This window comes from Myxococcus sp. CA005, from assembly GCF_006518205.1.
GTDB lineage: Bacteria > Myxococcota > Myxococcia > Myxococcales > Myxococcaceae > Myxococcus > Myxococcus xanthus.
On sequence record NZ_SRLV01000077.1, the window covers coordinates 1 to 15,499 of the forward strand.

Sequence of the window (15,499 nt, forward strand, 5' to 3'; positions counted from 1 at the left end):
TGGTACAATCCGCTCCGGCGCCACTCCGCGCTCGACTACGAGTCACCCGCTGGTTACGAGAAGAAGCACCGCGCTGCCGCTTGAGGGCGAAAGCGCGGAACGCTCTGCGGAACCGGAGCAACTTCAGGACCTGGACAATGGCCTAGGAAGGCTGGGCAAGGCCAACACGGCCATCAAAGGCGGCGTCGGCGCCTACACCCTCATCGATGGAAAGGTGAGTGATGCCTACAAGGCCCTCGCCACCGGGGGGCTGTCGAGCAGCAATCCCCAGGAGCGCAGCGAAGCCCTGGATGCGCTCGCCAGTGCGGGCAAGACCTCAACCGAGACCCTGAAGGCGGGGCTCGAGACAGCACGAGACCTCGAGAAGTACGGGAGCGCGACCCGGGCTGCCAACTTGTCCCTCAAGGCCGCCGCCCCGGACCTGGGCCTCAAGGGGCGGCTCAAGATTGCTCACAACCTCTCCATGAAGGCGTTCAACCATGCGGACGCCGGGGATGTGGGCACCGCTGAGAAGTTCGAAGCGCTCAAGAAGGCCAGTCGGTCCTCCACGACGGACATCGCCGCCAAGGCGCACGGCGACAGCAACAACAAGGCACAGAAGCGGCTCAACCAGGGGATCAAGACAGGCGCCGAGAAGACCGCGGACAGCGCGTTCGACGCGGCCATCGAGAAAGGTGCCAAGGCCGCAGGCGGAAAGCTGGCCAAGTTCGCGGGACGATTCGTGCCCGGCGCGAACGTCGCCGTCGCCGGCTTCGACATCGCCACAGCCATCGCGACGTCCAACTCCAAGGACGCCAGCCCAGGCAAGAAGATAACAGCGTGGACAACCGCCGCAGGGTCCGTGCTCGCGGCCACGAACATCCCGGTGGTGAGTCAGGTCGGCGCGGCCTTCTCCACAGTCTCCGACCTCGTCGGGAGCTTCTTCTAGGAGCCCTCCATGCACTCGCCTCCTGACAAGTCCAACCCAGGCCAGCCGCTCTCGATTGGGGAGTTGCAGGGCATGGGGCTGTTGAACCAAGCGCCCGGAGCGATGGCCTTCCGCAATGCGACGAGCCCTCGACTTCCGCTCCTCCGCGAGGCCCCTTCGCTGGAGGAGCTCCGGGTGAAGATGCCGGAGCTCGGGGGAATTTCGCCCGAGGCCATCCTTGATCGCTTCGCCACGCTATGCCGCGTGGTGGCGCCGCGCAGGGAGCGCGAGCCGGGCGAAGCCGTTGACTCCGGAGACGACGTGCTCCTGGACGTCGTCGGCTTCGCCAACGGAAGGCTCATCCCGTTCTCCGCCCGCGCGGAATGGAGGACGGAAGCCACTCCCGACCCGCTGCTCCCCGGCTTCTTCGAAGCCGTGGTGCGGGCCCGGGTTGGCGAGTCCGTAGCGGTGGACCTCGTCCTGCCTGATGACTACGCAGTGGAGTCCCTTCGTGGCGTCCCTGCTCGCTTCGACGTGAAGATGAAGGCGGCCTACCAGGTGACGCTACTGGGGGAGTCATCTCCAGAACTCTTCGCCGCGCTGGGACGCGGAGGCACGCTCGACGAGGTCATGGAGTACATCGCCGGGGAACTCATCGCCCAGCGGGACGCGCAGTACCTGTGGGACTTCCAGGACCACGTGATGAGGGAGGTGGCTCGGCGCACGCATGTCGAGGTGCCACGGAGCCTCATCGACGAAGAAATCCGCCAGCGGTGGGCCGAGGCCGAGTATCCAATCCTGGTGAGCCTGGGCCTACCGCACGAGCGGGTCCGGGAAGGACTGGATGGCTGGCTGCTCGACGACTCCACCCGGAGCGAACTGGAGTACCGGCTGCGGCTGGCGCTTGGGCTTCGGGCCATCGCCGAAAGAGACCACATCCAGTCCGAGCGGGAGTCCGCGGAGGAGCTGTTCAACAGCCTCGCGGAGAGAGCCCAACTGAGCCGCGTTGAGCTGGGGCGCCTGCTCCAGTCCGACAAGAATCTCGGCCGGAGGTTCGACACGCTGACGATGCACACGGCGGTCGTCAGCCACATCCTGTCCAAGGCCGACGTTTCGCGGGAGTAATGGCAAGGCCATGGGCCCGCGGTCGTAGGGAGAAGGCGCGCGGCTCGAAGAATGGGGGCAGAGCAGTGCCCATGGCTCCCCACTTCGAGCCGCGCTGTCAGGTCCGGGCCCGCCAGGTCAGCCACTCCCCCGGACGTGCCAGCTCCACGTTCACCTTCCGCGTGCGCGCGGCGGCCAGAAGCAGCGCTTCCGCGTCCGGGACCTCCTGGTAGTCCTCCGAGGCAGCGAGGCCGTAGTGGATGGGCACGAGGAGCTTTGCTCCCAACACCAAGGCCGCGGCCACCGCCTGCTCCGGCGTCAGGACGGCATGCACGTCGCTCACGGGCTTGCGCCAGCCGAAGCGCGCCCCGTTGATAGGCAGGAATGCCGCATCGAAGGGGCCGAACTGTCGCCCGATGTGCCACCAGGAGCCATGCCACAGCGTGTCGCCGCAGTGGATGATGCGGCGGCCTCCACCGGAGACGACCCACGAAACCTGGGGATCCCCATAGCCGTCCGCCGCGGGAACGGCGGTGGCGGTGAAGTCATTGAGCAAGATGGGCTCGTAGAGCGGGGCGGACCGCACGCGGAATCCCGACGCCGAAGCCGCCGCGGCCATGTCTGGGGCGCACACCAGCGTCCCGCTGTCCCCCAGCGCCTGACGGACGGCCACCCGGTCGAAGTGGTCGGAATGGCGATGCGTCACCAGGACGAAGCGGCCCCCGTCGCTCACGTCCACTGGGACAAGCGGGTCCTTCAGCGCGGCCCCCCACACGGTGGGGTCGCTCAACGGGTCCAGGAAGAGCGTGTCCTGTCCGAGCCGCAGCCGCACGCCGGCCCAGGCCAACCGCTGGGCCCGAAGCGCGGCGCTGTCGACAGGCTTCGTCGCACGGCCCGTCCCCGGGGGGAGCAGGACCGCGCCCGCGGAGAGCGCCACCGCCGCACGCAGGAAATCCCGACGGCCCGTCCGCGAGGGTCGAGCCATCGTGTCCCGCCCCTCCGTGTTCGAAGGCTCCATCCGGAATGGGGAGAAGGAAGTCAGGGCGTCCTGGCTCACCGAGCCCCCGGGGAGGCCACGAGGTTGATGCCGAAGAGGCGCACGCCGGTTTCGGTCCGCGGCTGATGACGGCTTGCCGGCGGGAAGAACAGGTATGAGCCCGCTCCCAAGCGCTGCTCGCCCTCGATGAGCTCACCGCTCACCACGAGAACCTCCTCTCCGGTGTCGTGGACGTCCACAAAGGGCCACTGACTCCCGGGAGCCATGTCCACGACCCAGACCCTCACGTCGCGAGTGCTCGGCAAATCCCTCCGAAGGCAGCCGGAGCCGACGACCACCGGTTCAATGTCGTCAATCCACACGGACGACCATGGGGGTACGACAAGGCGCTGCATCCTCGGAAAGCTGTCTGACTGGGGCATCCGTCCGTGCTCCTGGCTCTGGGGCACCAACGTTAAGGAGACCCATTCCATAAGCGCAGCGAAACGATTTCACGATGATGCTGAATTCAGTTCATGTGAAGCTGACCGGCATGCTCGAGCTCCGTCACTTCAAGCTGATTGCCGCGGTCGCCGACACGGGAAGCCTGGCCGCTGCGAGCCGGCAGCTTCACCTCACGTCCTCGGCACTGAGTCACCAACTCCGCGATGCCGAGGAGCGCCTGGGCGTGCAGCTCTTCCAGCGTCGCCAGCGCCGCCTGCTCCTGACCGGCGCAGGCGAGAAGCTGCTCCTCTCCGCACGGCGGGTCCTGAGCGAGGTGGCCCAGGCCGAGGCGGTCTGCCGTGCGCACCCGCAGGACGACCTGCTCCGGCTCAGCACGGGCTGCTACACGGTGTATGGCTGGCTGCCGCCCATCCTGGGGCGGTGGCAGGCCGAGCACCCACGCGTCGAGCTGCGCATCGTCCTGGAGGCCACGCGCCAGCCTCTTGGGGCGCTGCTGAATGGCGAGCTGGATCTCGCCTTGACCACCGACGTCCCGCCGCAGGCCCGCCTGGCACAGACTGCACTCTTCGAGGACGAGCTCATGCTGGTGGTCCCCGAGGACCACGCGCTGGCGCGGCGGGGACATGTCACGGCGGAGGACCTGGTGCGGGAGCACCTGCTCACCTATGCCGCGCCTCGGGAGCAGCTCGATGTCTTCACGCGCGTGCTCTGGCCGGCGGGCATCGAGCCGCACCGGGTCTCCCCCGTCCCCCTCACCGAGGCGCTGATCGAGCTGGTGCGTGGCGGTATCGGCGTGACGGCGCTGCCCCAATGGATGCTGCCGAGCCAGCACCCTGGACTGCAGACGGTCCGGCTGACGCCGCAGGGAATCCGACGCCGCTGGAGCGCCGTCACCCGCGCATCCCGCCAGCGCCCCGCTCCACTGACCTACTTCATCCAACTGCTCCGCGAGCGCTTCTCCCGCCACGGCAAAGCAGGGCCACGGGCTGCCTCACGGCGATGAGTGCCGCCCAAACGCTCTCGCTGCATCATGGGTGAGAGCGCAGAGGCGTGCGCTGTCCTTCCGGTCGCATCTTTGCGCTTCTTCTCCGCCTTGACCTTGTGCCTTGCCGCATTGGAGAGCCGCACCGCGCCTCGGCAGGATTTGCCTTTGCACCTCCAGAACCACCAGTGGGTGAAACAATGTCAACGGGAGTCCTTCGCCACGGCCTTGATTGTCCCTTAGCAAACACAGTGAACCGCACAGCGACAAGGCAGGAATTCGCCCACGCTGGACTCACGGCACGTCGGAAGCATCTCTTGGGAATCAAGAATTGAGTGAGGTCCATCGCCCTGCAATCGATGGCAAAGAGGGAATGGGGCAACCTGTGTCCCAAAATTTCCTGGAGACCTGCCTGCACGCACAGCCAGGCTCCCGACCTCTGCTATGTTCGGAAAGCCGGAACGCGTTGCGGAGTCCTCACCCATGCAGTCGTGCCCCCAGGAAACGACGCTGACGGACTTGCTTGCCGGGCTGCTTTCCGACGCTCACCGGGCCCAAGTCCTGGCACACGTCGAGACCTGTGCCGACTGTCGGTGGGCCCTGGGAGCGGGAGTGGGCACTCAAGCGCCATCCAGCGCTCCGACAGCCCCTGGGGAGGAGGCGAATTCCCAGCCACTGCCGCTTGGCGCCAGGCTCTCCCGGTATGTGGTGCGAGAGTGCCTCGGCGCCGGCGCCATGGGCATCGTGTACGCGGCAGATGATCCAGAGCTCGGTCGCCGGGTGGCCCTCAAGGTGTTGCGCCCCAAGGGAAGCCAGCGAGAGGAGCTGCAGCAGCGGCTGCTGCGCGAAGCCCAGGCGCTGGCCCGGCTCTCACACCCCAATGTCGTCACCCTCTATGACGTGGGCGCCTACGGCGACGGTGTCTTCCTGACCATGGAGCTGGTGGAAGGCACCACCCTGGCGGAGTGGATGAAGGAGCGGCGTCCCTGGAAGGAGGTGCTCCGGGTCTTCCTTGAAGCCGGCAAAGGACTGGCCGCCGCGCACGCCGCGGGACTGGTCCACCGCGACTTCAAGCCCGCCAACGCCCTCATTGGGAAGGACGGGCGGGTCTTCGTGACGGACTTCGGCATCGCCCGGCTCCTCCAGCAGGAAGAAGGCGCGTCGCACCAGGAGCACATTGAGGCCCCTGTCACTCCCACGGGTCGGCTCACCCGGACGGGCCAGTTGCTGGGCACGCCCGCCTACATCGCCCCGGAGCTGGTGCGAGGTCAGCGCGCGGATGCCCGCTCCGACGAGTTCAGCTTCTGCGTGGCGCTTCACGAGGCCCTCTTTGGGGCGCGCCCTTTCCAAGGGGAGACGCTGCAGGAGGTGGTCCTGGCCGCGCAGCAAGGGAGGATGAGCCCTCCGAAGCGCGAGGTGAAGGTCCCGACCCGAGTTCGACGCGCCGTCTTCCGGGGGCTCAGCGCGAAGCCCGAGGATCGCTTCCCCACCATGCAGTCCCTGCTGGCGGCCCTCGCTCCCCCGCCGCACCGGAGACTTGTGCCGCTTCTCGTCACGACGACCGTGGCCGGAGCGATGGGCATCCTCGCGGCCTACGGGACGACGGCGCAACGGCGCGATGCCAGCTGTGCGCGGGAAGCGGAGAAGCTCGCGGTGGCATGGAGCCCCGCGCGGCGCGAACGGATCCGGACAGCCTTCCTCGCCACCGGCATGACCTACGCAGCCCAGGCCTGGACGCAGTTCGCGGCGGTGATGGACGACCACACCGCTCAATGGCAGGCGCTTCGCACGGAGGCCTGCCTGGCCGCAACGGGCGACACCGCGGACCAGGCCAGGCAGACCGCCGCGTGCCTCGATGCGCGGCTCTGGCAAATCGCCGCCGTCACGGAGGTGCTGGAAAAGGCGGACGCGCAGACGGTGCAGAACGCGCGCCAACTGGCGACCTCCCTCGAGGGTCTCGTCGGATGCCGCGATACCCCAGGACTCACCAGCCGCCCCCAGCCGCCCGACAACCTCCGCTCCCGCGTGCATGCGGCGCGGCACAAGCTGGCGCAGGTCCGGGCCCACCTCGTGTCACACCGGTTCACCGACGGCCTCGCGGTGACGTCAGCCCTGCTCGAAGAGCAGAAGGGGCTCGGCTACAAGCCGTTGGAGGCGGAGATATTCCTGGCCCACGGCACCGTCCTCGGGGGCCTCAACAAGCCGAAGGAAGCGGAAGCATTCTTCTACCAGGCCCTGTGGGCAGCCGAGGCCGCGCGTGACGACGAGACGGTGGCACGGGCCTGGCTGGAGCTCATCTGGGCGGTGGGCGAGGAGCAGTCCCGCCCCGACGAAGCGGAGAAGCTCATCCGGCACGCCCGGGCCGCCGTCGAGCGGCTGGGGCGGGAGCGCTTCCCGGACATCACGACGGAACTGCACACGCGCCTGTCGTCGCTGCGAGAGGCGTACGGCCAGATCGCCGAGGCGGAGCAGGAGGCGCGCCAGGGACTGGAGTTCTCGCGGAGGAGGAATCACCCGGACAGCCTCCGCACGCCCAACCTCATCCATCAGTTGGGACGCATCCGCTTCGGCCAAGGCCGCTATGAAGACGCGCTGAAGCTCCACCGCGAGGCCCTGGAACTGCGCGAGCGCATCCTTGGCGCTGACAATCCGGCCCTCGTGACTTCCTACAACCGGGTCGCCACTGCCTCGCTGGAGGTGGGCCGGTACGCCGAGGCCGTCAGCGCCTGGCGCAAGGCCCTGGCACTTCAGGAGGCATCCTCCGACCCAGAGACCACCCCCATGGGGACGGTTCTGTTGAACCTCGCCGTGGTCTCGCGCGTCGCGGGTCGACTGGAGGAGGCACGCTCCATGGCTGAGCGGGCGCGCGCCATCTTCGAGCGGGCCCGGGGCCCCAACCACATCACCGTCATCTTCGCGCTCTCAGCGCTGGCAGACATCTCCAGTGAGGCGGGCCAGGGCGACGAGGCGCTGGGCCTTGCCACCGAGGCCCTGGAGCGCGTCCAGCGTTCACTGGGCCAGGACACGCCACGCGCCGCCCTGCCGCTGACAGTCCGGGGACAGGTGTACCTGAAGGCGGGCCGCCATGCCGAGGCACGACGCGACCTGCTGGACGCGCTCCAGCGGCTCGAGAAGGAACATGGCCCGGAGGGCGGTAAGACGGTGACCGTGCTGCTTCCCCTCGCCGAGTTTGCCCTGGCGACCCGGGCTTCGAAGGAGGCGCTCGCGTACTGCGAGCGGGCGAGGAAGGTCACCGAGAAGGCGGGTGGCGCGGAGTCCCCGGACGGTGCGAGCGCCCTGGCCTGCTCCGGGGAGGCGCATCTGGCGCTGGGTACCGCGGCGGAGGCGGTCCCCCTGCTCGAGCGCGCCCGGCGCATCCAAACCCAATGGGGCGAAGTCAAAGACCCGCGGGTCGCCGGCAAGACCGCCTTCCTTTTGGCCCGGGCGCTCATGGAAACGCGCGCTTCCCCGGAGCGGGCACGGGCGCTCGCGCTGGCCGAGGAGGCCCGGGCGCGGCTGGAGTCTGTGGGGGTCCGGGGCCAGTCGGAGCTCCAGACGGTGTTGGCCTGGCAACGGCGTGAGACGAAACGATGAGTGACGAACAGCGAACAGGCTCCCTGGCGGCGCTGCTGCGGGCATACGTGTCTCCGAAGCTGCGGGCGGAGCTGGAGGCCGAGGAGGGATTCGAGGCGCTGCTGGACAAACACGTCGAGGCAGCACGGACCCAGTGGCCCACGTTGTCACTCCCGGCAGAGACCTTCGTGAGGCACCTGGCCCGGCACCTGCCTGAGGGAAAGGCCGCGGAGGTGATGCGCATCCTCCAAGGTGCCGACCTGTATCTGGCGTGCGCCTGCACCACCGGGGATCCGGCGGCCCTCAAGGCCTTCGAACAACACATCCTCCGGCACGTCCCACCCCGGCTCGGGAAGGTGTCGCCGCCCCTGGTGGAGGAAGTGCTGCAGATGCTGCGCGAACGGCTGCTGGTGGGCAGCAGCAACACGCCACCGAGGATTGCGAGCTATGGGGGGCGAGGGCCCCTGCGGACCTGGGTGAGCATCGTCGCCGCACGCATCGCCTCGGAGTTGATGGGCCAGGACGAGCGCCATCAGCTCGTCGCGGAACCTCCCGAGGAACTCGCGCGGATGCTGGCCCCGAGCGACCCCGAGTACGCGCTGCTGCGCGAAGATGCACGCCAACTCCTCGTCGAGTCGCTCCGAAAAGCGGTGGCGGTGCTCTCCGAGCAGGAGCGGACCCTGCTGCGCTTGCACCATTTCCATGGGTTCACGATGGACCGGCTGACGCTCATGTACGGAGGCTCGCGCTCCGGCGTCGCGCGCAAGGTCGCCGATGCCCGCGAGCAGTTGCTCGAGCGCGTTCGCATGGAGCTCGCGCCAAGAATGAAGCAGGACCAACTCGCCCTGGAGAGCCTCCTGGGACTGGTCAGCAGCCGACTGGATATCAGCCTCCTGGGATTGCTGGACTGAAGCCCCTACCGCCCATCTGCCGCCGGGCGCCCGACTGCTGGCACTCCTGACGCACCGGCGTCCCGCCGACTTGCCAGGGCAACGCCGCCGCCAGCGTCGTCTCCGGAGATTTTTGGGACGTCGGTGGGCCACCTCCCTCTTTCTCTTCGATTGCAGGGGACGACACGCATCGACTCGCGCAGGCCGTACGCACCTCGGGCATGCCTCATGCCCGGCCCTCCAATCACATGCGCGGAAATGCCCCATCCAGAGGAGATATCCCATGGGTTCAGTGACAGCGGTCGGTGGTTCTGGTGCTCCGAAAGTCGATCCCGCCGAAGCACAGCGCCGCGCGGAGGAGGCCCGGCAGAAGGCGGAGGCAGCGCGGCTCGCCGCCGAGGCCAGGCGCAAGGCCGCGACGGCTGCCCGGGACAACCTGACGCAGGCCAAGCACGACGCGGGTGCCGCGCGACGGCAGAAGGCCGCGGCGGAGAAGACCGCCGCCGCTGCACGCAAGGCCGCGGAGAGGCCAGGACAGACGCCCGCAGAGGCGAAAAAGTCGAAGGAAGACCTCGCCGTCGCGGAGAAGAAGCTCAAAGAGGTCACCGAAGCCTCCAGGATGGCGGCTCAGAAACTCCAAGACGCGGAGGAGAAGGCAGCCCTTGCCGCGAAGAGCGCCGAAGAGGCCATGCGCAAGGCGAACGCGGTGGCCGTCGAGGAATCCAAGACGCCCCCCTACAGTCAGAAGGACATCGACAAGGTCAAGCCGACGAAGAACGAACTCGAATCGGCCTTCGAGGGCACGAGTCGAAAGGCGGAGTTGGAGAAGTTGCTGGGATTGACGCCCCCGCCCCCGCAGGAAGTCATCCAGACTGTCGGGAGCGGAGCAGCGCCTGGGGCTCCGTTCGACGCGATGAAAACGATGGACGCGCAGGACGTCGCCCATGGCCCCTTTGGGCAGACACACATGGACTCGTCCACCGACGCCTGGTTCCACCAGCGACAGGGCTCCAACACTGGGGTGGTGCCTTCCGACGCGACCCGCGGAAACACCGTCCCCATCATGCCGGATGGCAGCGCCCCGTCCCCGGTGACGTCGAAGCAGTAAACGACGTCGGACGCCATGCGCGAGAGGACGTCATGCATCCTTCCATCTACGACAATGCAAGAGTCGTTTTGTCGAGCGGCCTGTCGCGACATGACACCTGCGTCTGGCTCATGTGCCTCGGGCTCTCCCTTCTCCCCTTGAGTGCCCGAGGAGACGTCTCCCCAGACGTGTACCGCTGTGCGGTCTCCATCCACCAATTGATAGGAGACCTCGAGTACGAGCGAGCACTGGAGCAGGTTGTCCACGGCAAGGCGATGTCGAAGAGGCCTGAGGATCAGGTCGTGATGTCCCTCTACGAGGGCGTCATCATGGTGGAGTTGAGTGGGCGGTTGAGCGACGCCGAAGCCACCTTCAAGGCGGCCCTCTTCTTGAACCCCGCTGCGAAGTTGCCGCTGCTTGTCTCACCCAAGCTGAAGCGGCACTTCGAATCGGTGCGCCAGCATGTCCTGAGCGAGCTGGCCGCGCGAGGAGTCGATCGTGAGCCCTTGAAGATGGAGGCCCCCACAGAGGCTCAGCGGGTTCAGGCGCCACGAGAGCCGCTTCCCGCGGTGGCCTCGGGACTCCCGGAGTCTTCATCGTCGCCAGTACCGGAGGTATCCGGCTCGCACTCCTCATTGCGAGACCGAGCGCTCATCCCCGCGGTGGCAGGAGGGGCCCTCGTCGTCACAGCGGGCGTCTTCTGGGGATTGGCGGAGGGAAAGAAGTCGAAGCTGGCGCACAAGGCGCAGCACATCGGCTCACAGGCCGAGGCCAGGAACGTGGCCAGCAACGCGCGCGGGCTGCAGACAGTCTCCGTGGGGCTGCTGGTGGGAGGCCTGGTGGGGCTGGGCGCCGCCACGGGAATGTACCTGCTGGGGTCGCCAGAGAAGCAAGGCTCCCTACAATTCGGGCTGGATGGGACGTCCGCGTTCGTGTCTGGAAGGTGGCCATGAAGCCCCTGCGTCGCTCAACAGTCCTTGGATTGCTGGTGCTCAGCGTCCATCTCGCTGCGTGCCTCGACGTCGACGAGGCGGTGGACCAATTCTGCAACAGTAAACCTGGCGCATGCCTGGATGGCGCCTCGGATGCGGGCCCTGATGGCAATGGCAGCCTGGATGGAGGTAACGATGGAGGTGGGCCGCACGGCGAGGACGGCGGGCCGCACGGCGGAGGGGACGGCGGTTCGGACGCAGGCACTGACGGGGGACCTCCGGATGGCGGGCGAGAACCGCCGGGGTGGAAGTCGGTGGCACCGATGCAGACGCGGCGCACAGGGCATACGGCCACGGAACTGAGAAATGGTCGAGTGCTCGTCGTTGGTGGGAGTAGCTCAGGCAACACCCCCACGAACACCACGGAGCTCTACACCGTCTCATCAAACAGTTGGAGTCCTGGGCCAGACCTCGCGACGGCGCGCATGGACCACACCGCCACCCTTTTACCGAATGGAAACGTATTGGTGGTCGGTGGCCGGGGCCCCGGAGGTGGCGCGCTGAACAGTGCCGAAATCTACGATGCGGAAGCGAATGAGTGGGCTCCTGCCAATCCCATCCCACTCGGAGCACGCGCCAGCCATGCCGCCGTCCTGCTTCCCTCGGGGAAGGTGCTGGTGGCGGGTGGCGGGAACTCGCATCTCGACGGGCTGAACACCGCCGCGCTCTATCACCCGGACACCGACTCCTGGACAGATGCTGGGAGCTTGAATGTCAAACGCAACGTACTGACACTCACCCTCCTGGAAGCGGGCGTGGTGGTGGCCATTGGTGGCTTCAATGCTGCTGGAGCGGAGACGACGGCCGAGGTCTACGACTCGAATCAACCAGAGGCGGGATGGCGACTCCTCCTGGCACAGATGGAACATGGGCGCCACGGGCACGCCTCCACGCGGCTGCCTTCTGGAAGAATCCTGGTGACCGGCTCCCTCGAGGGCTCACCAGGACGGGTCCTCAGGGCAGCGGAACTCTTTCAATTGAGCAGCACTTCGTGGACGCCCCAGGCGGAAATGATGGAAGCCCGCTTCTTTCACACGGCGACCGCATTGCCCTCAGGCGAGGTGCTGATTGCGGGCGGGTATTCCAGCCCCTACGCAATGCCACGTGCCTCCGCGGAGATATTCCGGCGAGATGGCTCTTCGGAGTTCATCGCTCCCATGTCATCGGCGCGCGTCAATCACACGGCCACATGGCTGGAATCAGGGAGTGTGCTCATCATCGGGGGTATCGACGGCGGTGCCGTACTGAACACCGCCGAGCGGTATGTCCCCTGACGCCTGTGCCTGTCTCGTATTCGGTCGCTGCGTAGTGAGCTTCAAAGAACTCGCTTCCCCGGAGTCATCCCATGGCCAAAATCACAGCCCCCAAGCCGCAAACCACAACCAGACCCGCGGAGAGCAAACCGCAGAGCGCCCGGCCTCAGGCACAGCGGACTACTCCCCCCGGGCACACAGGCACGTCTAGCTTTGGCAAGGCTCCCAAGGACTTCTCGCAGATGGGGGCGCCCACGCCGAGCCCTCGACCGCAGGACCCGCCTTCGACTCCGCCCGTCAAGCCTCCGGAGAAAAAGCCGGCGACACCTCCGAAGGAGGAGACAGACGCCACGGAGCCGAAGAACGCTCCCTCGGGGAAGGAAGCGGCACAGCGTCTTCAAGACAAGCACCGATACATCGGTGGCGCGGGGCGGAACGAGCGGACCCGCGAGTTCACCGAGACCATCCAGCAGCACCAGAATGATCCGGGCTATCTCAAACAACTCTACGCAACGTTAGGAGACAAGGACAGCAAGGAGTTGATTTCCAGCGCATCCGCGCAGATCGCCCATGACCAGAAGGGGCTCTACAAAACAGATGCGGAGCAGACGGCGGCGTTGAAAGCGCTCGCCAAGAGCACGGGCTCCGCGCCGCCCAGCGTGGTGAACGACCTGGCACGCGAGGCGGCCAAGAGCCAGGTGCCAGACGCCATGGTCTCAGTACTCAAGCAGCCGGAGACCCCGGAGTCCGTTCGTCGCACGTTCTTGAATGAATCCGGCAAGACCGCGGACAAGAACACCATCCAGGCGCAGAACTTCGCGGACGTACTCAATTCAGACCCCAAGCTCATCCAGAATTACGGAGCAGAGCTGGGGAGAGACAAGTTCGTCGCAATCCTCGAGAAGGGACTGCAGCAGCCACCGCACAACAACAGCTTCTCGGGCCGAGAGCCCACCAGGTCGGACGGCGCGGTCAAGATACTTGGGCAGGTGCCAGACCTGTTCAAGGGGCCGGCGTATTCGGACCACCGTGCGAACATCTTCCGTGTGGGAGCCAACGCGTTGGGGGACAAGACCGACCCCGCCCGTGCGACCCAGTTGGAAGGGCTCAAGAAGATTTTCCGCTCGGACCCCTCGGGCATCATCAATGAACTGACGAACAATTCGGGTGGGCCCAACAGCGCCTACGACGACACGCTCCAGGCGCTTCCGAAGTTCTTGCGTGATTCGATCGTCCACGGCTCGGGCAAGGACCCGGGGTTCGCGAAGTTCGTCAAAGAGGACTTGCCCAAGCAACTCCGCGCAGGGGCGCTCAACCCCGCAACTGCGGGTGGAAAGCCCCCCGTCAATGACCATTACGCGCGCACGCTGGGGAGTCTCACGGGAGCCATGGTGGGAGCGTATGGACTGGAGATCAAACGCACCGCGGACGCGGGGCAGTTCAAGAAAGACTTGGCGGAGACCATCGCGGGTGTGGCGTTGGCGCCCTTGGGTCCTGCGGGCGAGGTCGGGAAAGTCGCGCTGAAGAACTTCATCACGGAGGTGCTCTCCAGCAAGGACACGTCCTGGACGGAGCAACTCCGCGAGGTCTCCGCCGCAGTGAAGGATAAAGCCTCGGCGGGGCTCCAGAACTTCGACAAGCACAAGGATGCCAATGGAAGGGACATCTCGGGCGGCAAGGATTGGAACACCCAGACAGAGCATCAGTTCGAACTGGGCTATGACGCCATCCTCGAACGGCTCCGCATGTTGAGTGCCAATTAGTTCTACAGTTGCAATTTGAGCCGCGCGCCACATGCTCGGTAGTGTGTCGGCCCTCAAGCTCCTCGTTCCCCTCCAACGAGAAGTTCCTTATCAACCACTGCCCCCAGGAGTGGTTGATAAGGAACGCGAGTCAGCGCCGGGCGGGAGGGATGCTCACCTCCGTCACGCCTCGGGCGTCGAGTTGGAGGACGGTGGGCGCGCGCTCGCACTCCCACGTGGTGACGTTGGCAAAGCACGTGTCCCCTTCGCGCCACAGCCCGCCGTCGTCGTGGATGTGGCCGAACAGGTGTAGCCGGGGACGCACGGCGAGCACGCGCTCGCGCAGGTCCGTACAGCCGCCACGTCCCCCCACCGAGGAGCGGTCCCCGAAGCCCGCCGGAGGCCCGTGGGTGATGAGCACATCCAGTCCCTCGGGGATGGCCGCCCACTTGCTGGCGAGGGCGGCGCCTCGGGGCAGGTTGAAGGCCCAGTCGTTGTAGGCCGGCTGCCAGGGGCTCCCCCAGAAGCGCAGACCCTCCACGGTGGCCTCGCCGTCCTGCAGGTAGACGACGTCCTCGCCAGCATCAGACCGAAAGGGACCCTGGTGAGGGTGGCGGGCTGGAGCAGAGGGACGAGGAGGGCCGCTGCCAGCGGCGTCCGCGCCGTGTGCCCAGGCCGGTGCCATTCAATTCCGAACGGTGACGACACCAGTGCCTCACCGAAGGGCGTGATTCCGGCTCCGACATGACTTCGCGGTCCAGCGTGCCGAGGCGACGGGACACCGTGTGCTCGTTCCGCTGGCCGCTACGTGATTGCAGCTTCCAGACCCCAGCACAAGCTTTGAAGTGGACGCACAGAAGGAGCCTCGCGATGGAGATCAAGCCCCAGGCCATGGCCATTCCCAGGTCGACTGATCACCTCGAGCGGGGGAAGTACGGTCCGATTTTTCCGAAGACTCCTGCTTGTTATGGCTTCACGATTGTTGCCAACGTCAAGCCCGGGCGCGCCGATGCCATGCGTGGCTACGGCCAGAGGGTCGCCGAAGCACTCAAGGCCAACCCCGACCTTCTCGCGCCGCTCAAGCTCCACTACCTCCGCTGGGTGCTCTTCGATGACGACACCCGGTTCATGTATCAGGGCATCTTCGACACCGATTTCGACAAATACACCGAGGACGCAGTCGTACTCTTCACACAGTCCGGAATCAACACCGCCTTCGAGAACCTCGAGGGGTTTCCCATGGACTGGAAGACCAACACGCCTGCGTTCATCCAGTTCATCCGAGACCACCAGTGCAACAGCTTTCTCGAGTACGGCGAGTACCCGTTCTTCACAGGCGATGAAATCAAGAAGGCGCTGAAGATCAAGGCCGCGCTCGCCGAGATGCTCGAGCAGATGCAGTAGAGGCATGTCATGGGCGAAACGTCGGGGCGGACGTACAACCAGAACCACGCGCCGAGGAGATACATGCGGGGGCATCGGCGAGTCAGCGTCTACACGTCCTGGAGCTACCCCGGAGAAGCCAATC

The 15,499-nt window shown here is 66.5% G+C and carries 13 protein-coding genes; 10 read left to right on the forward strand and 3 right to left on the reverse strand.

Annotation, left to right across the window (positions count from 1 at the left end; genetic code table 11):
* Both FMQ63_RS27745 and FMQ63_RS27750 read left to right on the forward strand, forming a co-directional pair.
* Positions 1 to 928 (forward strand): hypothetical protein (locus tag FMQ63_RS27745; RefSeq protein ID WP_228556505.1); only part of this gene is annotated, 928 nt, incomplete at its 5' end.
* Positions 929 to 937: 9 nt separating this feature from the next.
* The gene (locus FMQ63_RS27750; protein WP_011551823.1) at positions 938 to 2,032 is read left to right on the forward strand and encodes a peptidyl-prolyl cis-trans isomerase; all 1,095 of its coding nucleotides are present in this window, start codon (positions 938 to 940) and stop codon (positions 2,030 to 2,032) included.
* Between the two features lie 97 nt (positions 2,033 to 2,129).
* On the opposite strand, the gene FMQ63_RS27755 is transcribed toward FMQ63_RS27750, so the two are convergent.
* Both FMQ63_RS27755 and FMQ63_RS38155 read right to left on the reverse strand, forming a co-directional pair.
* Positions 2,130 to 2,996 (reverse strand): MBL fold metallo-hydrolase, encoded by an 867-nt coding sequence (locus tag FMQ63_RS27755; RefSeq protein WP_225909818.1) that lies wholly within the window; start codon positions 2,994 to 2,996, stop codon positions 2,130 to 2,132.
* A 68-nt stretch (positions 2,997 to 3,064) separates the two neighbouring features.
* Positions 3,065 to 3,295, reverse strand: coding sequence for a cupin domain-containing protein (locus FMQ63_RS38155; protein ID WP_228556506.1), 231 nt, complete (start codon positions 3,293 to 3,295; stop codon positions 3,065 to 3,067).
* A 245-nt stretch (positions 3,296 to 3,540) separates the two neighbouring features.
* Here FMQ63_RS38155 and FMQ63_RS27765 point away from each other — a divergent pair, with 245 nt between their 5' ends.
* From FMQ63_RS27765 to FMQ63_RS27795, 7 genes are all read left to right on the forward strand, one after another.
* Positions 3,541 to 4,455: a LysR substrate-binding domain-containing protein gene (locus tag FMQ63_RS27765; protein WP_011551821.1), complete on the forward strand. Its 915-nt coding sequence runs from the start codon at positions 3,541 to 3,543 to the stop codon at positions 4,453 to 4,455.
* Positions 4,456 to 4,878: 423 nt separating this feature from the next.
* Positions 4,879 to 8,028 carry a tetratricopeptide repeat protein gene (locus FMQ63_RS27770; RefSeq protein ID WP_011551820.1) on the forward strand — a complete coding sequence of 1,050 codons (3,150 nt, stop codon included), beginning with the start codon at positions 4,879 to 4,881 and terminating at the stop codon, positions 8,026 to 8,028.
* Positions 8,025 to 8,918 (forward strand): DNA-directed RNA polymerase sigma-70 factor, encoded by an 894-nt coding sequence (locus FMQ63_RS27775; protein WP_011551819.1) that lies wholly within the window; start codon positions 8,025 to 8,027, stop codon positions 8,916 to 8,918. The genes FMQ63_RS27770 and FMQ63_RS27775 overlap by 4 nt, the downstream gene beginning before the upstream one ends.
* A 262-nt stretch (positions 8,919 to 9,180) precedes the next feature.
* A complete protein-coding gene (locus FMQ63_RS27780; protein WP_225909817.1) occupies positions 9,181 to 10,005 on the forward strand; it encodes a hypothetical protein in 825 nt (274 codons plus the stop codon).
* Between the two features lie 137 nt (positions 10,006 to 10,142).
* Positions 10,143 to 10,937, forward strand: a complete 795-nt coding sequence (locus FMQ63_RS27785) for a hypothetical protein (RefSeq protein ID WP_228556507.1) — start codon at positions 10,143 to 10,145, stop codon at positions 10,935 to 10,937.
* 302 nt (positions 10,938 to 11,239) lie between these two features.
* Entirely contained in the window at positions 11,240 to 12,250 is a 1,011-nt protein-coding gene (locus FMQ63_RS27790; RefSeq protein WP_225909961.1) for a kelch repeat-containing protein, read from the forward strand.
* 221 nt (positions 12,251 to 12,471) lie between these two features.
* A complete protein-coding gene (locus FMQ63_RS27795) occupies positions 12,472 to 13,992 on the forward strand; it encodes a hypothetical protein (RefSeq protein ID WP_020477698.1) in 1,521 nt (506 codons plus the stop codon).
* Positions 13,993 to 14,122: 130 nt separating this feature from the next.
* On the opposite strand, the gene FMQ63_RS27800 is transcribed toward FMQ63_RS27795, so the two are convergent.
* Positions 14,123 to 14,512, reverse strand: a complete 390-nt coding sequence (locus FMQ63_RS27800; RefSeq protein WP_020477699.1) for a hypothetical protein — start codon at positions 14,510 to 14,512, stop codon at positions 14,123 to 14,125.
* Between the two features lie 329 nt (positions 14,513 to 14,841).
* On the opposite strand from FMQ63_RS27800, the gene FMQ63_RS27805 reads away from it, so the two are divergent.
* Entirely contained in the window at positions 14,842 to 15,375 is a 534-nt protein-coding gene (locus FMQ63_RS27805) for a hypothetical protein (protein ID WP_011551813.1), read from the forward strand.
* The last annotated feature ends 124 nt before the right edge of the window (positions 15,376 to 15,499 follow it).